This window comes from Sphingomonas sp., from assembly GCF_036269755.1.
Taxonomy (GTDB): domain Bacteria; phylum Pseudomonadota; class Alphaproteobacteria; order Sphingomonadales; family Sphingomonadaceae; genus Sphingomonas.
In genome coordinates this window covers 174,241-197,332 of the sequence record NZ_DATBDV010000020.1, presented here as the reverse complement: position 1 = coordinate 197,332, position 23,092 = coordinate 174,241, and the positions used below count along the sequence as shown (strand labels likewise).

Annotated in this window: 21 protein-coding genes; 7 read left to right on the top strand and 14 right to left on the bottom strand. The window is 65.8% G+C overall.

Annotation, left to right across the window (positions count from 1 at the left end):
* Window positions 1-18: 18 nt before the first annotated feature.
* The 4 genes from VH326_RS13695 to VH326_RS13680 are packed head-to-tail and all read right to left on the bottom strand — an operon-like array spanning window position 19 to window position 2,814.
* The gene (locus VH326_RS13695) at window positions 19-954 is read right to left on the bottom strand and encodes a bifunctional riboflavin kinase/FAD synthetase (protein WP_329632389.1); all 936 of its coding nucleotides are present in this window, start codon (window positions 952-954) and stop codon (window positions 19-21) included.
* 32 nt (window positions 955-986) lie between these two features.
* On the bottom strand, window positions 987-1,454 hold the full coding sequence (locus VH326_RS13690; protein WP_329632388.1) for a dihydrofolate reductase: 468 nt from the start codon (window positions 1,452-1,454) through the stop codon (window positions 987-989).
* Window positions 1,455-1,485: 31 nt separating this feature from the next.
* Window positions 1,486-2,004 carry a hemerythrin domain-containing protein gene (locus VH326_RS13685; protein ID WP_329632387.1) on the bottom strand — a complete coding sequence of 173 codons (519 nt, stop codon included), beginning with the start codon at window positions 2,002-2,004 and terminating at the stop codon, window positions 1,486-1,488.
* Between the two features lie 15 nt (window positions 2,005-2,019).
* Window positions 2,020-2,814 (bottom strand): thymidylate synthase, encoded by a 795-nt coding sequence (locus VH326_RS13680; RefSeq protein WP_329632386.1) that lies wholly within the window; start codon window positions 2,812-2,814, stop codon window positions 2,020-2,022.
* 108 nt (window positions 2,815-2,922) lie between these two features.
* Between VH326_RS13680 and VH326_RS13675 the strand changes: the two genes are divergently transcribed.
* Entirely contained in the window at window positions 2,923-3,321 is a 399-nt protein-coding gene (locus VH326_RS13675; protein WP_329632385.1) for a JAB domain-containing protein, read from the top strand.
* Here the strand turns inward: VH326_RS13675 and VH326_RS13670 are convergent.
* From VH326_RS13670 to VH326_RS13655, 4 genes are all read right to left on the bottom strand, one after another.
* Window positions 3,318-4,031, bottom strand: coding sequence for a class I SAM-dependent methyltransferase (locus tag VH326_RS13670; RefSeq protein WP_329632384.1), 714 nt, complete (start codon window positions 4,029-4,031; stop codon window positions 3,318-3,320). The two genes, VH326_RS13675 and VH326_RS13670, sit on opposite strands and share 4 nt — an antisense overlap.
* Entirely contained in the window at window positions 4,031-5,158 is a 1,128-nt protein-coding gene (gene prfB / locus VH326_RS13665) for a peptide chain release factor 2 (RefSeq protein WP_329632383.1), read from the bottom strand. Before prfB ends, VH326_RS13670 begins: the two co-directional genes overlap by 1 nt.
* 118 nt (window positions 5,159-5,276) lie before the next feature.
* Window positions 5,277-7,784 carry a penicillin-binding protein 1A gene (locus tag VH326_RS13660; RefSeq protein ID WP_414714284.1) on the bottom strand — a complete coding sequence of 836 codons (2,508 nt, stop codon included), beginning with the start codon at window positions 7,782-7,784 and terminating at the stop codon, window positions 5,277-5,279.
* 52 nt (window positions 7,785-7,836) lie between these two features.
* Window positions 7,837-9,084, bottom strand: coding sequence for an N-acetylmuramoyl-L-alanine amidase (locus VH326_RS13655; protein WP_329632381.1), 1,248 nt, complete (start codon window positions 9,082-9,084; stop codon window positions 7,837-7,839).
* A gap of 483 nt (window positions 9,085-9,567) precedes the next feature.
* Here VH326_RS13655 and VH326_RS13650 point away from each other — a divergent pair, with 483 nt between their 5' ends.
* From VH326_RS13650 to VH326_RS13625, 6 genes are all read left to right on the top strand, one after another.
* Window positions 9,568-12,189, top strand: a complete 2,622-nt coding sequence (locus tag VH326_RS13650) for a ribonuclease E/G (protein WP_329632424.1) — start codon at window positions 9,568-9,570, stop codon at window positions 12,187-12,189.
* 194 nt (window positions 12,190-12,383) lie between these two features.
* Entirely contained in the window at window positions 12,384-13,727 is a 1,344-nt protein-coding gene (locus VH326_RS13645) for a M48 family metalloprotease (RefSeq protein WP_329632380.1), read from the top strand.
* Window positions 13,724-14,455 carry a DsbA family protein gene (locus VH326_RS13640; RefSeq protein ID WP_329632379.1) on the top strand — a complete coding sequence of 244 codons (732 nt, stop codon included), beginning with the start codon at window positions 13,724-13,726 and terminating at the stop codon, window positions 14,453-14,455. Before VH326_RS13645 ends, VH326_RS13640 begins: the two co-directional genes overlap by 4 nt.
* Window positions 14,456-14,512: 57 nt before the next feature.
* Window positions 14,513-15,463 (top strand): ABC transporter ATP-binding protein, encoded by a 951-nt coding sequence (locus VH326_RS13635; RefSeq protein ID WP_329632378.1) that lies wholly within the window; start codon window positions 14,513-14,515, stop codon window positions 15,461-15,463.
* A complete protein-coding gene (locus VH326_RS13630; protein ID WP_329632377.1) occupies window positions 15,460-15,633 on the top strand; it encodes a hypothetical protein in 174 nt (57 codons plus the stop codon). The genes VH326_RS13635 and VH326_RS13630 overlap by 4 nt, the downstream gene beginning before the upstream one ends.
* The gene (locus tag VH326_RS13625) at window positions 15,630-16,391 is read left to right on the top strand and encodes an ABC transporter permease (protein ID WP_329632376.1); all 762 of its coding nucleotides are present in this window, start codon (window positions 15,630-15,632) and stop codon (window positions 16,389-16,391) included. The genes VH326_RS13630 and VH326_RS13625 overlap by 4 nt, the downstream gene beginning before the upstream one ends.
* Here the strand turns inward: VH326_RS13625 and VH326_RS13620 are convergent, their stop codons facing one another.
* The 6 genes from VH326_RS13620 to VH326_RS13595 form a co-directional block, all read right to left on the bottom strand.
* Complete coding sequence (locus VH326_RS13620; RefSeq protein WP_329632375.1) at window positions 16,392-18,242, bottom strand: CocE/NonD family hydrolase; 1,851 nt, start codon at window positions 18,240-18,242, stop codon at window positions 16,392-16,394.
* A 371-nt stretch (window positions 18,243-18,613) separates the two neighbouring features.
* On the bottom strand, window positions 18,614-19,582 hold the full coding sequence (gene glpX, locus VH326_RS13615) for a class II fructose-bisphosphatase (RefSeq protein WP_329632374.1): 969 nt from the start codon (window positions 19,580-19,582) through the stop codon (window positions 18,614-18,616).
* 53 nt (window positions 19,583-19,635) lie between these two features.
* Window positions 19,636-20,439, bottom strand: coding sequence for a glutaminyl-peptide cyclotransferase (locus tag VH326_RS13610; RefSeq protein WP_329632373.1), 804 nt, complete (start codon window positions 20,437-20,439; stop codon window positions 19,636-19,638).
* A 169-nt stretch (window positions 20,440-20,608) separates the two neighbouring features.
* Complete coding sequence (gene glnA / locus VH326_RS13605; RefSeq protein WP_329632372.1) at window positions 20,609-22,021, bottom strand: type I glutamate--ammonia ligase; 1,413 nt, start codon at window positions 22,019-22,021, stop codon at window positions 20,609-20,611.
* A 90-nt stretch (window positions 22,022-22,111) separates the two neighbouring features.
* Window positions 22,112-22,450 (bottom strand): P-II family nitrogen regulator, encoded by a 339-nt coding sequence (locus VH326_RS13600; protein ID WP_329632371.1) that lies wholly within the window; start codon window positions 22,448-22,450, stop codon window positions 22,112-22,114.
* 165 nt (window positions 22,451-22,615) lie between these two features.
* Window positions 22,616-23,083, bottom strand: coding sequence for a helix-turn-helix domain-containing protein (locus VH326_RS13595; protein WP_329632370.1), 468 nt, complete (start codon window positions 23,081-23,083; stop codon window positions 22,616-22,618).
* Window positions 23,084-23,092: the final 9 nt, after the last annotated feature.

Genomic DNA, 23,092 nt, shown 5'->3' with positions numbered 1-23,092 from the left:
GTGGATCCTGAAACGCGTTCAGGATGACGGGTTGTTGAGGAGACCGCCGGCGGTTTCGACGTCGTCCGCCATCTGCGCCTTGAGCGCGTCGAGGCTGTCGAACTTCGCTTCGGGGCGGATGAAGTCGATCAGTTCGACCGCGATCGTCTGGCCGTACAGGTCGCCGTCGAAGTCGAAGAAATACGGCTCGAGCAATTCGCGCGGCGGATCGAATGTCGGCCGCACCCCGACATTGGCGGCGCCATCGAGCGCGCGTCCGTCCGGGAGCAGCCCGCGCACCGCATAAATGCCGAACTTGGGGCGCAGATAGTTCGCCATGTCGATGTTCGCGGTGGGATAGCCGAGCGTTCGGCCGACCTTGTCGCCGTGCTGGACCACGCCCTCGATCGTATAGGGTCGAGTCAGCAGCCGCGCGGCGGCGCGCGGATCGCCGGCGCGCAGGGCATCGCGGATACGGGTCGATGATACGGTCTCGCCGTCGAGTTGTACCGGGGCAATCGTATCGACGACGAAGCCGTGCTGCTCGCCGAGCGCGCGCATCAGCGGAATGTCGCCGCTGCGGTTCGTGCCGAAGGTGAAGTCCTCGCCGGTCGCGACTCCCGCGACACCGAGGTCGCCGACCAGGCATTCGCCGACGAAGTCTTCCGCCGACAAGGCAGCGAGCGCCGCGTCGAATGTGAACACGTACATCGCATCGACTCCGGCATCGGCGAGCAACGCCGCGCGCTGGTCGAGACTGGTCAGCCGGAAGTATGCGCTGTCGGGCCGGAAATAGCGCATCGGATGCGGGTCGAAGGTCGCGACGATCGCCGGGTGCCCGGCCGCCTTCGCGCGGCGCACCGCTGCCCCGACCACCGCCTGGTGCCCCAAGTGAAACCCGTCGAAATTGCCGAGCGCGACATAGCCGCCGCGCAAATGCTCCGGCACCGCCGCATTGCTCGAAAGCCGCTCCATGGCGGCGCGTGTAGGGGCGAGCGCCCGGTTACTCAATCGCGTTCGAGCGTGACGAAGCTGTGGGCCGGCAGTTCGCCCGCGGCAGGGCGATCCTCGCGCGCCACCTCGCGCCAGCCGGTGAAGGCGGGGACGCTGACGTCGCCGACCGCGTCGCAATGCACCTCGGTCAGCTCGACGCGGTCGGCGCGCGACGCGAACAGCGCGAACACCTCCGCCCCGCCGATCACCATTGCGTCGTCCCCCGCCAGCGCGAGCGCGTCATCGACCGAGTGCGCGACCTCAGCGGCGTCCGCTCGCCAGTCGGCATCTCGCGTCAGCACGATATGCCGCCGCCCGGGCAACAGACCCGGCAAGCTCTCGAAGGTCCTGCGCCCCATGATCATCGGCTTGCCCATCGTCAGCGCCTTGAAGCGCTTGAGGTCGGCCGGCAGGCGCCACGGCAGCGCGCCGTCGCGGCCGATCACGCCATTATCGGCGCGCGCGAGGATGAACGTGATCATCGCCACGTCATGGCGGCTCGACGGCGCGGACTCAATCCGGCGCGTGATCCTTGACCCACGCCTTGGGGTCCTTGTCGACCGGCTTCACGCCCAGCAGATGGTCGGCCTCGAACGCGGCGAACTTCACGGCAAGGTCGTGGCGCTCCTGCAAGCTCGCCTGTCGACGGAAGTCGGTCAGTCCCTGGCGCTCTTCCTCGGCCATGTGGTCGCCATTGGCCTTGTTGCACTTGCCAAGCGCCGAGAACCACGTCTTGCTTCCGACATCCTCCTTGTCGACAGCGGCGGCGGTGTCGCGGATCTCGTTATGATCCTCGATCGCGTCCTCGGTTTCATCGGCGGCCGAATCGGCGTCGTTGGCGCCCTTTCCGATCTGCATCAGCCGCGGGTAGAAAAAGCGCTCTTCCGCCTCGGCATGCGAATCGAGCAGCGCACGAAGCCGTTTCCACAGCGACGACAAGACCGCGGCGTCCTTCGCATCAATCTGCTCGATCTGTGCGAACAGGTTTCGCTGCTGCGCATGTTCGTCGAGGATGAGTTGCGTGATGTCCACCGAAGCCCCTCTTTGTTAGACCGCCACCGGCGCCTTGATATGCGCCTGCGCTTCGTAGCCTACGAGCTGGAAGTCCTCATATTCGTAGGCATCAATCGAAGGCGGCTTGCGCAGGATTTCGAGCCTGGGGAGCGGCCCCGGCTCGCGCTCGAGCTGCTCGCGCGCTTGCTCGAGATGGTTCGAATAGAGATGGCAGTCCCCGCCGGTCCAGACGAACTCGCCGACCTCGAGCCCGGTCTGCTGCGCGAGCATATGCGTCAGCAGCGCGTAGCTCGCGATGTTGAACGGCACGCCGAGGAAGATGTCGGCCGAACGCTGGTAAAGCTGCAGCGACAGCTTGCCGTTCGCGACATAGCATTGGAACAGGCAGTGGCACGGCGCTAGCGCCATCGCGTGGAGCTCACCCGGGTTCCACGCGCTCACCACCATGCGGCGGCTGGCGGGGTTGACCTTGAGCGTCTCGATCAGCTCGGCGATCTGGTCGACATGGCCGCCGTCGGCCGTCGCCCAGTCGCGCCATTGCTTGCCATAGACGGGGCCGAGGTCGCCGTTCTCATCGGCCCATTCGTCCCAAATGCCGACCTTGCGCTCCTGCAGCCACCGCACGTTGGTGTCGCCGCGCAGGAACCACAGCAATTCAACGATGATCGATCTGAGGTGCAGCTTCTTCGTCGTCAGCACCGGAAAGCCTTCGCTCAGATCGAAGCGCATCTGGTGCCCGAATACCGACCGCGTGCCGGTGCCGGTGCGGTCCATCTGTTCGGCGCCGTGGTCGAGCGCGCGCTGCATCAAGTCGAGATATTGCCGCATGGATCGTGTCTAACCCGCGCGTGCCAAGCCGCCAAGCATGGCGGGAAACTCCGTTGTGGACAGGTCTGCGGTTGGGCCCACCGATCGGGTCTGCGCAGCATTGCGGCGATGGCATCTTTCCCCGTCCAACCCGGACATGACGAGGTCAACGACGCGGATTGGGCGCGGCGGCTGTTCGCATCGCTGGCGAGCGAGCCGCGCGAGGTGGTGAGCTTCGCCTATTTCGATCCGGAATGGCGATATCTCGGAATGCGGCATAGCGCGGGCGAGCGCGGCGCGGCCGACGTGTCGATCCGCGAAATCATGCGCGACGTGCTCAGCCTCGAAGCTCGGCTCGTGCTGATGGCGCACAACCATCCGGGTGGCAGCTCCAGCGCGAGCCAGGACGATCTGGCAGTCACCGCCAAGCTGGCGCGGACGCTCGACGCGATCGGCGTGACGCTGGTCGATCATCTGATCCTCGGCGCCGACGGTTTCACCAGCCTGCGCGGCGAGGGCTATCTTTAATCCAGGCGACAGCCGCGAATGTCCTTGGGCTCAGGGCGCGCGCCGACCGCCCGGAACCGCGCCATGTAGCCGCCTGCCGACGGCATGTTGTCGAACCCCACCAGCCGGTAACCGACCGCGGCAAATTCGCATTCGAGCAGCCGCGGCGGGGTGCCGTGGTTCTGGGTGGCGCGATTGGCGTCGACCACCACCACTTCGCCGTCGGGCTTTAGCGATGGGCGCATCCGCCACAGGAATTCGTAGGGCTGCTCGATCTCATGGTACATATGCACCATCAGAATACGGTCGAAGCTGTTGTCCGGAAGCTTGGGATTTGCCGGCTCGCCCAGCCGAACGCTGACATTGTCGAGCCGGTCGCGCGCGACGCGCTGCGCGAGTGCGTCGCGAACCTCCGGCACGATATCCTCCGCCAGCACGCGGCCATCCTTGCCGACGCGGCTCGCCAGGCGGACGGTATAATAGCCCTCGCCCGCGCCAATATCGGCAACGGTCATGTCCTTGGCGATGGCGGCCTTGGCCATCACCTCGCCCGATTCGTTGAGCCGGTCGCGCATTTCCTCGGTCGACCAGCGCGGCGACACGATCTTGGCGACCGGACGATCGGCGGCGGGGAACGGGCCGGCGTTGTCGTCCTTCTCGTGCACCACTGCCGGCCCGCCATCGCACGCGGTGAGCAGCAGCAACGCAGCGATGGCGATCCGCGCGCGCATCAATCGACGTCCTCCACCTCGACCGCCTCGCCGGTCACGCGCTGCGACAATGCCGCTGCCATGAATGCGTCGAGGTCGCCGTCGAGCACGTCCGATGGCGCGGTCGAGGTCACCCCGGTGCGCAGGTCCTTCACCAGCTGGTACGGCTGCAGCACGTAGCTGCGGATCTGATGGCCCCAGCCGATATCGGTCTTGGTCGCGTTCTCTGCGTTGGCCACCGCCTCGCGCTCGGCAAGCTCGCGCTCGTAGAGCCGCGCGCGAAGCTGGTTATACGCCTCGGCCTTGTTCTTGTGCTGCGACCGCTGGTTCTGGCACTGGACCACGATCCCGGTCGGGATGTGGGTGATGCGCACCGCGGAATCGGTCGTGTTGATGTGCTGCCCACCCGCGCCCGACGCCCGGTACGTGTCGATGCGCAGGTCGCTTTCGTTGTAATTGACCTCGATATTCTCGTCGACCACCGGATAGACCCAGACGCTGGCGAAGCTGGTGTGGCGCCGCGCCGCGCTGTCGTACGGGCTGATGCGGACGAGACGATGCACGCCGCTTTCGGTCTTGGCGTAGCCGTACGCATTCTCGCCCTTGAGCAGCAGGGTCGCCGATTTGATCCCGGCCTGCTCGCCCGAATGCTGGTCGATCAGCTCGACCTTCAAGCCATGGCGCTCGCCCCAGCGTTGGTACATGCGGCTGAGCATCCCCGCCCAGTCCTGGCTCTCCGTCCCGCCGGCGCCGGCGTTGATCTCGACATAGGTATCGTTGGCATCGGCCTCGCCCGCGAGCAGCGCCTTGATCTTGTCCTGGTCGGCGCGCTTGGCGAGATCGGCCAGAGCTTCGATCGCCTGCCCCTCCATCTCGGCATCGCCTTCGGCTTCGGCCATCTCGACGAGCTCGACATTGTCGGCAAGCTCGCTCTCGATCGCGCGAGTCGCGGCGATCGCCTCGTCGAGCCGGCGGCGTTCGCGCATTACCGCCTGCGCGGCCTTGGGATCGTTCCACAGCGCCTGGTCCTCGACCTGCGCGTTGAGCTCGTCGAGGCGGCGAAGCGCGCGGTCCCAGTCGAGGAATCGCCGCAACAGCGCCAGCGCCTCGTTGATCGTATCGACATGCGATTGCGCCTCGGCGCGCATCGGGAAACTCCAAAAACTGTTCGTCGCCCCGGCGGAGGCCGGGGCCGCGATTTAGGGATAGGCGACGTGCATCGCCAGCGGTCCCGGCCTTCGCCGGGGCGACGCCATCGATTCCAGCCTAGTAGATACCGCCCTGCCGTTGCAAGAAATCGCCGTCGCTGGCTTCGGGCTTGGGCGGCGGCGGCGCCTTGGTCGGGGCGACGGTCGGCAAGTCGCGGCGGATCGGCCCGCGCCGCGCCTCGCTCTCCGGCTTGAAAGCTTCCCAGATCACCGCCGGCTTGGGATCCTTGTCGTTGGGCCAGGCGCCGAACACCGGGCGTCCGCTGACTCGGTCGATCCGCACCATGCGGATGCCCGGCGGCGCGCGGAACGGAAGCTTGGGCATCCCCTCATAGGCCTTGACCGCCCATTCCTTGAAGATGGGGGCGGCGAGCGTGCCGCCCTGCGCGTAGCCGCCGAGATTCACCGGACTGTCGTAACCTATATAGACCCCGCCGATCATCTGCGGCGTGCCGCCGATGAACCACACGTCCTTCGGCCCGGTATTGGTTCCGGTCTTGCCGAACATCGGGCGATCGAGATCGCGTAGCACGACTGCGGTGCCGCGTTGGATCACGCCTTCCGCGATATGCACCATCTGGTACGCGCTCATCGGCTCGACGATCTGCTTCAGTCGCACGACCGGGCGCGGCATCGGCTTGCCGTTCCAGTCGGGCGCGTTGCAGCGGTCGCACGCCCGCCAATTCTCGGGCCAGATCACCTTGCCGTGGCGGTCCTGGACATAATCGATCAGCGTCGGTGGCCGTCCCCGGCCGTTATTCTCGAGGATCGAGTAAGCGTTGACCATACGCGACACGGTGGTCTCGCCAGCGCCCAGCGAGAATGCGAGATAGGCCGGATATTTGCCGACGCCGATCTCATCCATCAGCTTGACGACCTTGGGCATGCCGATCTGCGCGGCGGTGCGCACCGTCATCAGGTTGCGCGATTGCTCGACGCCCCAACGCATCGTGTGTGGGCCGCTGCCGCCTTCGTTGCCGAAATTCTTGAAGCATTTCTGGCCGAGCCGTGCGCCTTGATCGACGCAGAACGGCCCGTCGACAATGATCGATGCCGGGGTCAGCCCGGCCTCGAGCGCCGCGGCGTAGACGATCGGCTTGATCGTCGATCCCGGCTGGCGCATCGCCTGAGTCACGCGATTGAACGACTGGACTCGGTTATCGAATCCGCCCTGCATGGCCAGTACGCGGCTGGTCGCCGGTTCCTCGACGACGAAGCCGCCGGAAATCTTGGGGATCGACCGCAGCGAATAGCCGCCGCCTTCGGGGGCGACTGCGACGATGTCGCCGACCTTGATCGCGCTCGCCGCCATGCCGCCACCGCCGCGGATCGGCATCGTCACGTTGCCGCGCGCCATCGTGCCGGTCGATCCGTCCGAGAAGCCGAGCCGGAAATCGCCGTCGGCGGCAATCACCAGACCCGCGCGCCAATTGTCATAATCAACCGCGATGTTGCTGCCGAGCAGCGCGTTGAGCCAGTTCGCCCCGATCTCGACATGGCCGATCGGGCCGGTCCACCCGCGCCCCTTGTCGTAGCGCAGCAATCCATCGCGCAGCGCTTTTTGCGCCAGCGTCTGTTGGTTGGGATCGAACGAAGTGCGTATCCACAAGCCGCCGCCGTACACGCTGTACGGGTTACGGCCGCCATCGTCATTCTCGCCGAACTTCTCGATCAGTTGGCGCCGGACTTCTTCCATGAAATAGCCGGGGACCGATTCGAACGACGCGGTGCGCTTGTTCACCGTGCCGAGCGGCGAGGCGACCGCGGCGTCGTGCTGCGCCTGGTTGATATAGCCGTTGGCGAGCATCTCGTTGAGGACGTAGTCGCGCCGCGCCAGTGCGCGCGCGGTCTGACGATCGGGATCGTAGCCGGACGGCGCCTTGGGCAGGATCGCAAGATAAGCGAATTGCGGCAGCGTGAGTTGGTCGACGCTCTTGTCGAAATAGGCGTGCGCCGCCGCTTCGACGCCGTACGCGTTGCGGCCGAGGAAGATCGTGTTGAGGTAGATTTCGAGGATCTGCTGCTTGGTCAGCACATCCTCGATGCGATAGGCGAGGATCGCTTCCTTGAGCTTGCGGGTATAGCTCGCCTCGTTGCCGACGAGCAGGTTCTTCGCCACCTGTTGCGTGATCGTCGATGCGCCGCGCGGGCGCTTCGAACTGCGCAGATTGTCGATCATCGCCGAGACGATCCCCGGATAATCCACCCCGTGGTGCGAGAAGAAGGTCTTGTCCTCGGCCGACAGATAGGCGGCGACGAGCAGCTTGGGATATTCGTCGAAGCTCAACTGGACCCGGCGTTCGCGGGCGTAGGAATAGACCGGCATGCCGTTGGTGTCGCGGACGTTCGACGGCAGCGGCGGCTCGTAGGTCTTGAGCGTGTCGACCGACGGCAGCCCCGGCAGCACGAAGATCAGCAACGCCAGGTACGCCAACGCGATCAGCGCGGCGAAGACCGCCAGCACCTTGACCCACCAACGCTTCCACGCACGGCGCATAAAGGCAGCGAATCCGCCGGCCTCACGCCTGATCCTGAAGCTGACGCTTTCCGTACTGCCCGCCGCCATGCCGGTGCCTTAGCAGGTCCGTTGGCCGTTTCCAGCGATGTTCGACGGGCGGTTAGTTGGCCGCGAACCTTTTGGCGAAATTGATCTCGACCGCGCGCTCGATGCTCTCGGCGATGCGTTGGCGACCTTCGGCTGAGTCGAGAAACGCGGCGTCGTTGGGGTTCGAGATGTACCCAGTCTCGAACAGGATCGACGGCATGTCGGGCGCTTTCAGCACCATCAGCGACGCCATGCGGTGGAAGTTGCTCTTGAGCGGCACCAGCGGCGCCGCCTCGCGGCCGAGCAGACGCGCGAATGCGGCCGAGGCGTTCATCGTCTCGCGCTGGGTGAGGTCGATCAGGATCGACGAGACGTCGGCGTTCTCGCTGCCGAGATCGACCCCGGCGATGATGTCGGCCTTGTTTTCGCGCGCGGCCAACTTGGCGGCTTCCTTGTCGGAGGCGACTTCGGAGAGCGTGTAGACCGAAGCGCCCGAAGCGTCCCCCGACCCGACGCTGTCGCAATGGATCGAGATGAACAGATCGGCGTGGAGCTTGCGCGCGATCCCGTAGCGCTCCTGGAGCACGAGGAAGCGATCGTCGTCGCGCGTCAGCGCGACGCGGACGCGCCCCGACTTCAACAGCTCGTCGCGGATTGCCTTCGCAATCTTGAGCGTGACGTCCTTTTCCTTGAGGCCGCTCGTCGGCGAAATCGCACCGGGGTCGAACCCGCCATGTCCGGCGTCGATCACCACCAGCGGCCGGTCGGGATCGCCCTCGACGCGCGGCAGCACCAGCGCCTTGCTCGACGCCGGCACCGGCAGCGCGACCTGATAGCGCGCGGCAGTTCCGGTGTCGGGCATGTTGAACGGCGGCAGGATGCGCATCCGTCCCTCGGCCGCGGCGCGCGCGAAATCCGAATCGTCGACGGTCTTGAGCTGAAGCGTCAGCACGCGGCCGCCATCGCCGAACCTGCCGCTCGCGATCACGGCCGGACGCGCCAGATCGAACACGATCCGCGCGCCGCCGTCATGCTCGCCCTCGCGCACCGCATTCACCAGTCCGCCAGTCTCGACCGATCCGCCCGGCGAGGCGCCGGTCACATCGACTGCGACTCGCTGCGGCGCGGTGAGGAGGAAACTCGATGCGTCGGCCACGCGACGGTCGAACGTCACGACGACCGAATCGCTTTTGACCTCGACGCGCTGAATCGTCCCCGCCCAGGCCGGCGCTCCGCCGAACCACAAAGCCAGCAGGGAAAGGATGAACGACACGCGAACGTAATGGCGCGCCGGCTTGCGGCCGGTCCAGCGAAAAACCATCGAAGGAGAACCTCTTTTTGAACGCCAGGATCGATCAAGGTTATCGCCGCGGTTACGCTGCCACTCGGTGAAGCGATTGGGTTAACCGGCAATTCGGCATATTTTTGCCGCGCAAGCGGCGGGAACCTGCCGGTTGATGCTGGGCGGTCTCGGTGCTACCTCCACCGCCAACCGGCGCCGTGACTGTGATTTGCACGGGTCCGCCGGCCCAACGGCCGCCCCGGCGTTTTCGGACCCGCGGCCTATCCAGGTTGACGCTCGCAATGATGCATTTCCCCTGCCCCACGCTCCGCCCGGCCTTTGCCGGCGGCCGTGACGGCGTGGGTGTCCCGGGCCATGCGCTCGGGCGTGCACGGCGCGCGAAAGACGCACACCCACCCATCCGCACCGCCCGGCCACTTGCCGGCAGCGCGCGATTTATCGGCGCGCCCTTTCCCCCATTCGAGGATCGGCGCGCCCGGAGAACACTAAATGACCATGCGTATGCTGATCGACGCACGCCACCGGGAGGAAACCCGGGTGGCGGTCGTCAAGGGAAACCGCATCGAGGAATTTGATTTCGAGAGTGCCGAGCGCAAGCAGCTCAAGGGGAATATCTATCTAGCCAAGGTCACGCGCGTCGAACCGTCGCTGCAGGCGGCGTTCGTCGACTATGGCGGCAACCGCCACGGCTTCCTCGCTTTTTCGGAAATCCATCCCGATTATTATCAGATCCCCAAGGAGGATCGCGACGCGCTGCTCCGCGAAGAGGCCGAGCACGCCGCCGAGGAGGCTGCGTTGCGCGCCGAGCTCGACGCTGACGATGACGAGCATGACGAGCATGACGACGACGATCACTTCGACGGCGCGCATGAGCCGAGCGAGGACGAACTCGAACGCTTCGACGACGATGGCGCGCCCGACGAGGATGTCGCCGCGAGCCAGGAAAGCGTCGGCCGCGGCCGTCGTCGCCGGGGCGGGTCGGACGACCAGGTTGAGGCGCTCCGCCAGCGCCGCCTGAACCTGCGCCGCCGCTACAAGATCCAGGACGTCATCCGCCGCCGCCAAGTGCTGCTGGTCCAGGTCGTCAAGGAAGAGCGCGGCAACAAGGGTGCGGCGCTGACCACCTATCTCAGCCTCGCCGGCCGTTACTGCGTGCTGATGCCCAACACGTCGCATGGCGGCGGGATCAGCCGCAAGATTTCGAACGCGGGCGACCGCAAGCGCTTGAAGTCGATCATGTCGGACTTGAAGCTGCCGCCGTCGATGGGCTGCATCGTCCGCACCGCCGGGCTTCAGCGCACCAAGACCGAGATCAAGCGCGACTTCGACTATCTCGCCCGGCTGTGGGACGGCATTCGCGAGACCACGCTCGCCTCGGCGGCGCCCGCCTTGGTCTATGGCGACAGCGATCTGCTCAAGCGCGCGATCCGCGATATCTATAACAAGGATATCGACGAAGTGATCGTCGAGGGCGACGAGGGCTATCGTCAGGCCAAGGAGTTCATGAAGCTCCTGATGCCGAGCCATGCGCGCCGCGTGAAGCATTACAGCGATCCCGTGCCGCTGTTCCAGCGCGCCGGCGTCGAAGATCAGCTTTCAGCGATGTACAACCCGGTCGTCCAATTGAAGTCGGGCGGTTATCTGGTGATCAACCCGACCGAGGCGCTGGTCTCGATCGACATCAACTCGGGGCGATCGACGCGCGAGCATAACATCGAGCAGACCGCGACCGCGACCAACCTCGAAGCCGCGCAGGAGATCGCGCGCCAGCTTCGCCTGCGGGACATGGCGGGGCTGGTCGTCATCGATTTCATCGACATGGACAACAATTCGAACGTCCGCAAAGTCGAGAAGGCGATGAAGGAGGCGCTCAAGAACGATCGCGCGCGCATCCAGGTCGGGCGGATTTCGAGCTTCGGTTTGATGGAAATGAGCCGGCAACGGCTGCGCACCGGCGTTCTCGAAGCGTCGACTCGCCAGTGCCCGCATTGCGAGGGCACCGGCTTGGTCCGCACCGCATCGTCGGCGGGGCTGTCGGCGCTGCGCCTGATCGAGGACGAGGCCGCACGCGGCCGCGGATCGATCCTGACGCTGCGCGCCAGCCAGGAAGCGACGATCTACGTCCTTAACAAGAAGCGCGCTGACATCGCCGAAATCGAGGATCGCTATGGCGTTCACGTCGTGGTGCTGCCGGACGGCGAGACCGAAGGCGCGCGGATGTCGGTCGACGCGAGCGGCCCGCCGCCCGCCTATCAGCCCAAGTTCGAGGCGGTCGTCGAGGAAGAGGAAGACGATTTCGTCGAGGAAGAGATCGACGAGGTCGAGGACGAGGATGAGGACGAACGCCCGGCGCGTGGGGGTCCGCGCGAGGGCTCCGACGAGGGTGCCGAAGGCGAGCGCAAGCGCCGCCGCCGCCGTCGCGGCCGGCGCGGTCGCGGCCGTCCCGAGGGTGAGGAAGGCGAGGACGGCGCCCAGCAGGCTGAGGGTGAAGCAAGCGAAGGCGACGAAGAGCCGACCGAGCATGCTGCCGGCGAAGGCGATGAGGAGCGCGAACCGCGCCGTCGGGGCCGCCGCCGCGGCCGCCGCGGTCGGCGTGGCGACAGCAATGACGCGACGCCGGCGGTCGAGGAAGCCGATGCCGGGGACTCCGGTGCGGTGGTCGCGACTCACGCCAATCCCGAAGTCCCGGCCGCGGTCGAACCCGATGCTGGCGAGATCGAAGCCGGGGGGCCCGAAGCGCCCAAGCGCTCGCGTCGTCGCCCACGTGCGCGTGCGGCCGAGGAATCGGAAGCTCCGGCGCCCGTCGTCGAACCGACCCCCGAGCCGGAAGCCGAGGCGCCCGCCAAGCCGAAGCGCGGCCGCAAGAAGGCCGAGCCTGCCGCCGAGGCGCCCGAGCCCGCCGCACTTGCGGTGACCGAGGAAGCTACGCCCGAAGCGCCGGCCGCCAAGCCCAAGCGCAGCCGCAAGAAGGCGGAAGCCGTTCCGGCCGCCGCCGCCAACGACGCTGAAGAGGCGCCGGCGGTGCCTGACACCGACGGCGCGGCGCCTGCCGACGATGCCGCCGGGCTGGACGAGAATGGCGAGCCGCGCCGTGGCTGGTGGCAGCGCACGTTCGGCGCGTGAACCCAGATACTCGCCATTGCGAGCGGAGCGAAGCAATCCAGATGTCACAAGTCGGCGCTGGATTGCTTCGTCGCTCCGCTCCTCGCAATGGCGAGAGTGTGGTAGGGTATCCTCCTGCTTCATGGCGGGTTCACCCGCCGAAGCGCAGGACCAGCCCTTCGCATCGTGGGGGATGACGGGCGGATGATCGGATTATGAGGCGCTATTTCGCGATCTTCGCGGCGATGATTCTGCTCTGGACGCAGCCTGCCTACGCCCAGTCGATCCTGCGTGACGCCGAGACCGAGGCGCTGTTCAGGGACATGTCGCGGCCGATGATCGTCGCCGCTGGTCTGTCGCCCGCCAACGTCCAGGTCGTGCTGATCCAGGACGACGAGATCAACGCATTCGTCGCGGGTGGTCAGACCATCTACATCCAGTCGGGACTGATCCAGGCGGCCGACAACGCCAACCAGGTGCAGGGCGTGATCGCGCATGAACTCGGCCATATCGCCGACGGGCACGTCGTGCTGGCCGATGCCGGGTACAAGCCGGCGATCGGCATCTCACTGCTTTCGATGGTGCTCGGCCTTGCAGCGGTCGCGGCAGGCGCTGGCGAAGCCGGCGCCGGTATCTTCGCCGCGGGGCAGCAGGCCGCGATGGGCAAGGCGCTTGCTTTCACGCGAGTCCAGGAAGCCACCGCCGACGCCACCGGTGCCAAGTTCCTCCGCGAAGCGGGGATCAGCGGCAAGGGGATGATCCAGTTCTTCAAGAAACTGGCCAACGAGGAATACCGCTATGGCCTGGCCAATATCGATCCTTTCGCCCAGACCCACCCGCTGTCGAACGAGCGCGTCAATACGCTGAGTGCCGACCTCAAGGCGTCGCCGGCCTGGGACAAGCCGTTCGATCCCGATCTCGAGGAACGGTTCAGGCGCGTGAAGGCAAAACTCGAAGGATATGCCTATCCCTATGGCCGCACGCTGACCGACTATCCCGAGAGCGACACGTCGATCTACGGCCATTACGCCCGCGCCTATGCCTGGCATAAGGCCGGCTATCCGGCCAAGGCCGACGCCGAGACGCTGGCGCTGATCAAGGCCATGCCGCACGACCCCTATTTCCTCGAAATCCGCGGGCAGATCCTGCTCGAGGCCGGGCGGCCCGCCGACGCGATCGCGCCGCTCAAGGAAGCGAGCGAGCTGACCCGGTACGACCCGTTGATCGTGACGACATACGGTCACGCGCTGATCGCGACCGAAGACCCGGCGAATTATCCCGAAGCCGAGCGCGTGCTGCGGATCGCGGTCAACAAGGACAGCGACAATCCGTTTGCTTGGCTGCAACTTGGCACGGTCTACGAACTGCGCGGCGACACCGCTCGTGCGGCGCTCGCGACCGCCGAGACGGCGAGTTCGATGGGTGACATCAAGCGCGCGGTGTACAGCGCGCGTGCGGCAATGGCGGGATTGCCGCCCAACACGCCCGACTGGATCCGAGCGCAGGACATCGCGCTGACCGGGCAGAACCAGCTCGACGACAAGAAACGCAAGAAATGACCGGGTTGCTGTCGTCGCGCTTCGCGCTGCCGCTGGTTGTGGTGGCCGCTGCTTTGCTCGGGGCAGGCGGCATGTGGCTGGCGACGGGGCACGGCGACGGATCGGAGGTCCGCGACTATCTGCTGGCGCACCCCGAAGTGATCCCGGAGGCGATGCAGAAGCTGCAGGATCGCAACACGGCCAAAGTGATCGCCGCGAACCGTGCCGACATTTTTGCTCCGGTCGGCAGCGCCTGGGCGGGCAATCCCAAGGGCGACCTGACAATCGTCGAATATCTCGATTACAATTGCGGGTATTGCCGGGCGAGCCTGCCGATCATCGATCAGCTGATCGCCGCCGATCCAAAGGTTCGCGTGCTCTATCGCGAGTTGCCGGTGCTGAGCCCCGAGAGCGAAACCGCGGCGCGCTATGCGATTGTCGCCGCGCGGCTGGGCAAGTATCGCGCGCTCCACGCCGCGCTCTACGCCGGCGGCACCTTGACCGAAGCGAGTATGGACAAGGCGCTGGTGACGGCCGGGCTCGACCCGGCGCAAGTCAAGGCCGAGGCGAAGAGCCCCGCGGTCGACAATGCCATCCGCACCAACCTGTCGCTGATGCGCCCGCTGGGCATCACCGGCACGCCGAGCTGGGTGATCGGCGACCGGGTCGTCTCGAGCGTCATGAGCCTGGAGGCGATGCAGGCTGCGATCGCCGATGCGCGCGCCGCCAAGAACGCTGCCGCTTCCTAATCGTTACGGTTGCGCCCCGCGCGCCGCCTCCCCATCTTCGCGACCGAAGGGGACTCCATGACCGACCCGATTCTCAGCGTCCGTGGCGTGTCGAAGACCTATGCCTCGGGCGTCCACGCGCTCCACGCCGTCGATCTCGACATCGCCAAGGGTGAGATTTTCGCGCTGCTCGGGCCGAACGGCGCGGGCAAGACGACGCTGATCAGCATCATCTGCGGGATCGTGACGCCGAGCTCCGGCACGATCACCGTCGGCGGCTGCGACGCGATCCGCAGCCCCAAGCGCGCACGCAAGCAGATCGGCCTGGTGCCGCAGGAACTCGCGACCGACATGTTCGAGACGGTCGAGGCGACATGCCGCTTCAGCCGCGGACTGTTCGGATACCCGCAGCACTCGGACCATATCGATCAAGTGCTCCGCGACTTGTCGCTCTACGACAAGCGCAAGGCCAAGATCATGGAGCTGTCGGGCGGGATGAAGCGCCGCGTGCTGATTGCCAAGGCGCTGGCGCACGAGCCCGACATATTGTTCCTCGACGAGCCCACCGCGGGGGTCGACGTGACGCTGCGCCGCGACATGTGGAAGCTGGTCCACCGGCTTCGCGACAAGGGCACGACGATCATCCTAACCACGCATTATATCGAGGAGGCCGAGGAAATGGCCGACCGCGTCGGGGTGATATCGGGCGGCAAACTGCTGGTGGTCGACGAAAAGGCCGCGCTGATGAAGAAGCTTGGCAAGCGCGAGCTCGATATCGCGCTGGGCGAGCCGATGGGCGAATTGCCGGCGGACTTGGGCGAGTGGGATCTGAGCTTGCGCAACGACGGCAAGACGCTGCGCTACGTATTCGACGCGCAAGCCGAGCGCACCGGCATCCCCTCACTGCTCCGCAAGCTCGGCGAGCTGCATATCGGGTTCAAGGATCTCGAAACCTCGAAGTCGAGCCTCGAGGATATCTTCGTCGACCTCGTTAGGGACGGCGGCCAGCCGCAGGAGAAGGCGGCATGAACCTCCACAATGCCCAACCCGCATGCGCCTCCCCGGCGAAGGCCGGGGTCTATCTGCGGCCCGGCCATTTGATAAGCGACGCGCTCGATCACTCCGACCTCACCACTTGGACCCCGGCTTTCGCCGGGGAGGCGTGGATCGGTGTCGGCGCGCAGGGAGCATCGCGATGAACCTCCACGGCGTCTATGCGATCTATCGCTTCGAAATGGCGCGCGCGCTGCGCACCTTATGGCAGAGCCTCGTCACGCCGGTGATCACCACCAGCCTCTATTTCGTCGTGTTCGGCGGCGCGCTGGGGTCGCAGATCAAGCAAGTCGACGGCATCGCCTATGGCAGCTTCATCGTCCCCGGGCTGATCATGATGTCGCTGCTCACGCAGTCGATCAGCAACGCCTCGATCGGCATCTACTTCCCCAAATTCACCGGCACGATCTTCGAATTGCTGTCGGCGCCGATCAGCGCGATGGAGATGGTGCTCGGCTTTGTCGGCGCGGCGGCGACCAAGTCGGTGATCCTCGGGCTTATCATCCTCGGCACCGCGGCGTGCTTCGTGTCGGTGCCGATCCACCACCCGCTGGCGATGATCGCGTTCCTGCTGCTCACCAGCCTGGCGTTCAGCCTGTTCGGGTTCATCATCGGCGTCTGGGCGAACGGGTTCGAGCAACTCAATTTCGTCCCCGCTTTGCTGATCACCCCGCTCTCCTTCCTCGGCGGCGCGTTCTATTCGATCAATATGCTCCGCGAGCCGTGGCGCACGGTCAGCCTGTTCAACCCGGTCGTCTATCTCGTCAGCGGGTTCCGCTGGGCGTTCTTCGACAAGGGCGATGTCGACGTGCTGGTCAGCCTCGCCGCCACCGCGGGGTTCCTCGTCCTGTGCCTTGCCGTGATCGCCTGGATCTTCCGGACCGGGTACCGCCTCAAGAACTAGCTACATCACCGGCAGCACGATCTTGGACCCCGCGCACACCTTTTGCGTCGCCTTGACGAAGTCGCTCGGTTTCGCGCGTATGATGTTCGGCACAAAAGTCTGCGGGTTGCGGTCGATCACCGGGAACCAGGTCGACTGCACCTGGACCATGATCCGGTGGCCCTTCTTGAAGACGTGGTCATGGTCACGCAAAGCGACGTCCCAAGCGGTCACCTTGCCCGGCACCAAGGGCTGCGGATCGGTGTCGCTCGCCAGGAACCGCCCGCGCCGCACGTCCATCGCGATCGGCCACTGATAGCCGTCGAGCGTCTGCGAATATTCGCCGATCTTCCATTGCCTGTTAGTCGTGTCGACGAAGTCGTCGGGTAGCACGTCGATCAGCTTGACGACGAAGTCGCTGTCGGTGCCGCTGGTCGATGCCATCAGCCTGGCGGCGATCGCGCCGGTCACCGTCATATCGGCGTCGAGCGGCGCGGAGACGTAGCTCAGCACATCGGGACGGTGGTCGACGAAGCGCTGATCGTCCGATTCCCAGAACGACCAATCGGGCGTGGCATAGGTGCGGCTCATCGGCCGCTTGCGGAACGGCACGGGGTTGGCGGGGTCGCTGACATAGTCGCGGCAGCCTTCGCTGGCCGTCGGCGCGGTGAACGACAGGCTGCCGTCGTCGTGGAGATAGAGGTCGGTCGGCCTGGCGCCCGCCGGCGGCCACGAGGCGTAGGTCTTCCACACGTTCGATCCGCTCTCGAACATCTTCGCGGTAAAGTCCGGCCGCGGGCCCTTGTTGTGCAGCCAGTAAGCGAAGAACGGCGCCTGGATCTGAGTCTGGAACTCGGTGCCGCTTTCGGTGCCGAGCGGGATCGGGCCGAGGAAGTCGCCCTTCGACTGCCACCCGCCGTGGCGCCATGGCCCCGACACGATCTGCGCGAGATGGTCGGGATCGTTCGCCTTTTCCTTCTCGTAGATCCGCCACGATCCCCAAGGGTCTTCCTGGTCCCAGAATCCCGCGACGTTGAGCGTCGGTACCGTGGTCTTGCCGAGCGCAGTCAACCAGTTCTGGTCGGTGTAGAATTTGTCGTGGTTAGGATGGTCGAGCAACGCCGTGAACAGCGGCACGCTGCCCTTGAAGACTTGCTTGTCGATATTCTCGACCGGCCCGACCTTGAGATACCAGTCATAGGCATCGGTCATGCCGTCGAGGCTGAGTTCCTTGTTCTGCGTCTTGTCGTTCTGCAGGCTGTAGACCCATTCGGTTGCATAACTGAGCCGAAGCGCGCCGTTGCGGTGGAGGTCGTCGGACATCCAGTAATCGATCCACGCGGCTTGCGGACTGACCGCCTTCAACGCCGGGTGCGGCTTGGCGAGCGAGACCGCGGCCGCAAAGCCGGGATACGACACGCCCCACATCCCGACCTTGCCTGTATTGCCCGGCACGTTCTTCACCAGCCAATCGATCGCATCGTAGGCATCGGTGGCTTCATTGGGCTCGGTCTTGACGCTGGTCGACAGCGTGAACTTGCCGTCCGACCCGAACCGCCCGCGCATCGACTGGAACACGAAGATATAGCCGTCGGCGACCAGCGGCTTCCAACTCGGCGGGATGAAGTTGGGCGCCGCTTGCGGAACGCCATAGGGCGTGCGCTGGAACAGGATCGGCAGCTTGCCCGTCGCGCCCGTGGGACGGAGGATCACCGTCTCCATCTTGGCGCCGTCGCGCATCGGCACCATCACCTTCTGATAGGTGAACGGCGCCTCGGCGGGCGCGGCCGCGGGAGGTGCCGCTTGCGGTCGAGCGAGCGCCGCGCCTCCGACGGAAGCCAACAGAATGGCGGCGATCAGACTGGCGCGCATGGGGATTCTCCTTTGCCGCGCAGCGTGGCGAGTCGCGGGCGAAGGGTCAATCGGCCGGTTCGTGCGGTGCCCGAAGTTGACACTATCGCGGTCGTCCCGCTCGGCGAATGTTCCCAATGTTCGCACTCAGCGCGTGTGTTCACCGGCCTGCGCGCGGGCGCTGATACGTGGTATGATAGTCACGACGCGCCGGTATTTCAGGCGAAATCCTACATTGCAAACATTCCGAGCCACGCTCCGCAACTCCGCCTCCCCGGCGAAGGCCCGGCCAGTTGCGCTGTCGTTGCGGCGACGCGGAACACTCGACCGAACCGATACTGGACCCCGGCCTCCGCCGGGGAGGCGCATGGAGTTAGCGCCCGCGCCTAGCCTCAGCCCAAGCGATGCTCGCCCTTGACCCAGCGCACGGTGCCCGAACTCGCGCGCATCACCACCGAGTTGGTGGTCAGCTTGTCGCCGCGCCGCTTGACCCCGTCGAGCAGCGACCCGCTCGTCACCCCGGTCGCGGCAAAGATGCAGTCGCCCTTGGCCAGCTCGTTCAAGTCATATTGCTTGTCGAGGTCGGTGATGCCCCATTTATGCGCGCGGCTGCGCTCGTCGTCGTTGCGGAACAGCAGGCGCCCCTTGAACTGCCCGCCGACGCAGCGCAGCGCGGCGCACGCCAGCACGCCCTCGGGGGCCCCGCCAGAGCCCATGTAAACGTCGATCGTCGTGTCGGGATTGGTCGTCGCGATCACGCCTGCGACATCGCCGTCGCCGATCAGCACCACGCCGCAGCCGATCGCGCGCAGTTCGGCGATCAGCGCTTCGTGGCGCGGTCGGTCGAGCACGCAAGCGATCACCTCGTTGGGCTTGCAGCCCTTGGCCGCGGCGATCGCCTGGACGTTCTCGGTCGGCGACTTGTCGAGATCGATCACGCCCGCCGGATAGCCCGGCCCGACCGCGATCTTGTCCATATAGACGTCGGGCGCGTTGAGCAGGTTGCCCTCTTCGGAAATCGCCAGCACCGCGAGCGCGTTCGGCCCGGCCTTGGCGGTAATCGTCGTGCCCTCGAGCGGATCGAGCGCTATGTCGATCTTGGGGCCGGTCCCCGGCGCGCTGCCGACCTTCTCGCCGATGAAGAGCATCGGCGCTTCGTCGCGCTCGCCCTCGCCGATCACCACGGTGCCGTCGATCTCCAGCCCGTTCAATGCCGCGCGCATCGCCTCGACCGCCGCCGCGTCCGCCGCCTTCTCGTCGCCGCGCCCGATCAGATGCGACGCGCCGATCGCCGCGGCTTCGGTCACGCGGACCATTTCGAGCACGAGGACGCGGTCGAGAACATCGCTGGCGGTGGTCATGTTGTCGCGATTCCTTCGTTTCGTGGGTTTGGCGCGCGGATAGGACGCGCAAGCTACAGTGTCGAGATGGTGTCCCGCGGCGCCTTGATCTCGAACACGTACGGCCAGTCCTTGCCGGTCACGAACAGGCGGCGTTTCCTGGCATCCCAGGCAATGCCGTTGGGGACGTCGTTCTCGGCGGTGGCGCCCGACTGGCGGTGGAGTTCACTGACATCGATCCATCCGATCACCTTGCCGCTTGCCGGGTCAATCCGCGCGATGCGGTCGGTCAGCCAGATATTGGCGAGGATTTCGCCGTCGACATATTCGAGTTCGTTGAGGTTGATCAGCGGCTGGCCGTCATGCGTGACGGTCAGCGTACGGCGCACCGCGAAGGTCGCAGGATCGATGAAGCGCAGCTGCGGCGTGCCGTCGGACAGGATCAGGTCGGTGCCGTCGCTGGTCAGCGCCCATCCCTCGCCGTCATATTTGAAGCTGCCGAGCTTCTTCAATTTGTCCTTCGACCAGCGAAAGCCAACGTGGTTCTTCCACGTCAGACTCAGGATCTGGTCACGCCATGGGGCAATGCCTTCACCATAGAGCGGCGGATCGACCGCGGCGCGCATCAGCACCTTGCCAGTCATCAGATCGACCTTGCGGATGCCCGATTTGCCGATCGTCCCGGTGCTCTCCCACAACTTGCCGCCTTCGTAGAACAACCCTTCGGTATAGGCGTCGGGATCGTGCGGATAGGTCGCGACGATCTGCGCGGGGACGACCGGCAAGCTGGTCGGGCCGAGCGCCGGAATCTCCTGCGCAACCGCCGGGCCGGCGAGGAGGAGGGCAAGCAGCGCAAGGCGGGGGGAGAGTCGGTGCATCTGGCGCTCTGATACGGCGATTTGGCCGGGACCGACAGCACCGATTCGCCAGCTGAGCGCACAGGTCGCCGCGGCAAAGCCGCGTCGTCGGTCCTCGCTTGAGCGAGGCCGGCCGACAGCGCCTGTGCGCGTGGGCTGCGCCCCGCGCACCGCGCGGCCGTGGCCGCGCTCAGGCGCTGTAGTACATATCAAACTCGACCGGCGACGGCGTCATCTCGAACCGCGCGACATCGCCGCGCTTGACATCGATATACGCCTCGATCTGATCCTTCGAGAACACGTCGCCCTTGAGCAGGAAGTCCATGTCGGCCTCCAGGCTGTCGAGCGCCTCGCGCAGCGATCCGCACACGGTCGGGACGTTGGCGAGCTCCGCCGGCGGCAGGTCGTAGAGGTTCTTGTCCATCGCCTCGCCGGGGTGGAGCCGGTTCTGGATGCCGTCGAGCCCGGCCATGAACAGTGCCGCGTAGGCGAGGTACGGATTGGCCATCGCGTCGGGGAAGCGGACCTCGACTCGCTTGGCCTTGGCGCCGGTGCCGTACGGAATGCGGCAAGAGGCCGAACGGTTGCGCGACGAATAGGCCAGCAGCACCGGCGCTTCGTACCCCGGCACCAGGCGCTTGTACGAATTGGTGGTCGGGTTGGTGAACGCGTTGAGCGCCTTGGCGTGCTTGATGATGCCGCCGATGAAATAGAGGCACATCTCCGACAGCCCGGCATAGCCGTTGCCCGCGAACAGCGGCTCCTTGCCCTTCCAGATCGACAGGTGGGTATGCATGCCGCTGCCGTTATCGTCCTTGATCGGCTTGGGCATGAACGTCGCCGACTTGCCGTAGGCGTGCGCGACCTGGTGCACGACGTATTTGTAGATCTGCATGCGGTCGGCGGTCTGGGTCAGCGTGCCGAAGGTCAGCCCTAGCTCGTGCTGCGCGGCGGCGACTTCGTGGTGATGCTTGTCGCACGGCAAGCCCATTTCGAGCATGGTCGAGACCATCTCGCCGCGGATGTCGATCGCCGAGTCGACCGGGGCCACCGGGAAATACCCGCCCTTGATGCGCGGGCGGTGGCCGAGATTGCCGCCTTCATAGGCGGTGCCGGTATTGGTCGGCAGTTCGATATCGTCGATCTTGTAGAACGACGTGGCGTAGCTGGTTTCGAACTGGACGTTGTCGAACATGAAGAATTCGGCTTCGGGGCCGATATAGACGGTGTCGCCGATCCCGGTCGTCTTGAGATACGCCTCGGCGCGCTTGGCGGTCGAACGCGGGTCGCGCGCGTAGAGCTCGCCGGTCGAGGGCTCGACCACGTCGCACACCAGGATCAGCATCGGGGTGGCCGAGAACGGATCGACATAGACGGCGTCGAGGTCGGGCTTGAGCACCATGTCGGACTCGTTGATCGCCTTCCACCCCTCGATCGACGATCCGTCGAACATGAAGCCGTCGGTCAATTCGTCCTCGCCGACCACGCCAGCGACCATCGTCAGATGCTGCCACTTGCCCTTGGGATCGGTGAAGCGAAGGTCGACCCACTCGATCTCCTCGTCCTTGATCTTCTTGAGGATGTCGTTCGCGGACGTGGTCATGGTGCTTCCTTTTTCGTCGCCCCGGCGAAGGCCGGGGTCTCCAGGTTACCAGGCGGCCCCGACCTTCGTCGGGGCGACGTATATATCAAATCAGACCGCCGCCTCGTCACGTTCGCCGGTGCGGATGCGGAGCACGGTTTCGACGGGGATGACGAAGATCTTGCCGTCGCCGATCCGGCCGGTCTGCGCGGCTTGCGCGATCGCTTCGACCACGCGTTCGGCGAGGCCGTCCTCCACCACAATCTCGAGCTTAACCTTGGGCACGAAGTCAACAACGTATTCGGCACCGCGATAGAGCTCGGTATGCCCCTTCTGGCGGCCGAACCCCTTCGCCTCGGTGACGGTGATGCCGCTGACCCCGACCTCGTGCAGCGCTTCCTTCACTTCATCGAGCTTGAACGGCTTGACGATCGCTTCGATCTTCTTCACGCGGCTTGTCCCCGGCACCCTGATACGCGCACTGATATGCGCACGCTTTCACGAAGCGTGCCAGTCGTCCGCCGCGAGGGCATGCGGCGCAGCGGAGTCGCCAGCCGCCTTAGCATATGCCCAGCGATTAGGCAGCGGGGCAGCGAATGCCCGATCGCGGAGCAGTCAACGCGCGTCCTCGAGCCGCTCGCGAAACGGACGCTTGGCGAGCGCGGCGTTGGCGCGGTTGATCACCTCGACCAGTACGCCGCCGGTTTCGGTGTCGAGCGCGGCGGTCGCGACGCGCGCTGCATGCCAATGCTCCTCCAGCCGCGCTTGCATCGCCCTCGCCAGCCGGCTGAGCGCGACCACACGCTGACGCGCATCTCCTTCGCCGCGCGTCACCACGACCAGTCCGGCAAGCCGCATCTGCGCGACCGTCTGGCTGGTCGCCGAATGCGATACGCCGAGCCGTTCGGCGAGCATCGTCAGGGTCTGCGGACCATCGTCCATCAGCGCGCGGATGACGGGCGTGTAGCGCGGGCGAAAGTCGAGCCCGTCGTCACGGTACATTTGTTCGAGCGCGCCATCGAGGTGATCGATCAGGCGGCGCAGCGCGGCACCGAAGCTGGCGGCAGTGTGGGCGGCGGTCATCCCCGTTGG

Coding starts and splice junctions, on each gene's coding strand:
- VH326_RS13655 (WP_329632381.1), bottom strand. CDS start 9,084: ATGGTTTTTCGCTGGACCGGCCGCAAGCCGGCGCGCCATTACGTTCGC.
- VH326_RS13675 (WP_329632385.1), top strand. CDS start 2,923: ATGGCATCTTTCCCCGTCCAACCCGGACATGACGAGGTCAACGACGCG.
- glnA (WP_329632372.1), bottom strand. CDS start 22,021: ATGACCACGTCCGCGAACGACATCCTCAAGAAGATCAAGGACGAGGAG.
- VH326_RS13660 (WP_414714284.1), bottom strand. CDS start 7,784: ATGGCGGCGGGCAGTACGGAAAGCGTCAGCTTCAGGATCAGGCGTGAG.
- VH326_RS13650 (WP_329632424.1), top strand. CDS start 9,568: ATGCTGATCGACGCACGCCACCGGGAGGAAACCCGGGTGGCGGTCGTC.
- VH326_RS13640 (WP_329632379.1), top strand. CDS start 13,724: ATGACCGGGTTGCTGTCGTCGCGCTTCGCGCTGCCGCTGGTTGTGGTG.
- VH326_RS13630 (WP_329632377.1), top strand. CDS start 15,460: ATGAACCTCCACAATGCCCAACCCGCATGCGCCTCCCCGGCGAAGGCC.
- VH326_RS13695 (WP_329632389.1), bottom strand. CDS start 954: ATGGAGCGGCTTTCGAGCAATGCGGCGGTGCCGGAGCATTTGCGCGGC.
- VH326_RS13610 (WP_329632373.1), bottom strand. CDS start 20,439: ATGCACCGACTCTCCCCCCGCCTTGCGCTGCTTGCCCTCCTCCTCGCC.
- glpX (WP_329632374.1), bottom strand. CDS start 19,582: ATGACCACCGCCAGCGATGTTCTCGACCGCGTCCTCGTGCTCGAAATG.
- VH326_RS13645 (WP_329632380.1), top strand. CDS start 12,384: ATGAGGCGCTATTTCGCGATCTTCGCGGCGATGATTCTGCTCTGGACG.
- VH326_RS13670 (WP_329632384.1), bottom strand. CDS start 4,031: ATGCGCGCGCGGATCGCCATCGCTGCGTTGCTGCTGCTCACCGCGTGC.
- VH326_RS13635 (WP_329632378.1), top strand. CDS start 14,513: ATGACCGACCCGATTCTCAGCGTCCGTGGCGTGTCGAAGACCTATGCC.
- VH326_RS13625 (WP_329632376.1), top strand. CDS start 15,630: ATGAACCTCCACGGCGTCTATGCGATCTATCGCTTCGAAATGGCGCGC.
- VH326_RS13690 (WP_329632388.1), bottom strand. CDS start 1,454: ATGATCACGTTCATCCTCGCGCGCGCCGATAATGGCGTGATCGGCCGC.
- prfB (WP_329632383.1), bottom strand. CDS start 5,158: ATGCGCGCCGAGGCGCAATCGCATGTCGATACGATCAACGAGGCGCTG.
- VH326_RS13595 (WP_329632370.1), bottom strand. CDS start 23,083: ATGACCGCCGCCCACACTGCCGCCAGCTTCGGTGCCGCGCTGCGCCGC.
- VH326_RS13620 (WP_329632375.1), bottom strand. CDS start 18,242: ATGCGCGCCAGTCTGATCGCCGCCATTCTGTTGGCTTCCGTCGGAGGC.
- VH326_RS13680 (WP_329632386.1), bottom strand. CDS start 2,814: ATGCGGCAATATCTCGACTTGATGCAGCGCGCGCTCGACCACGGCGCC.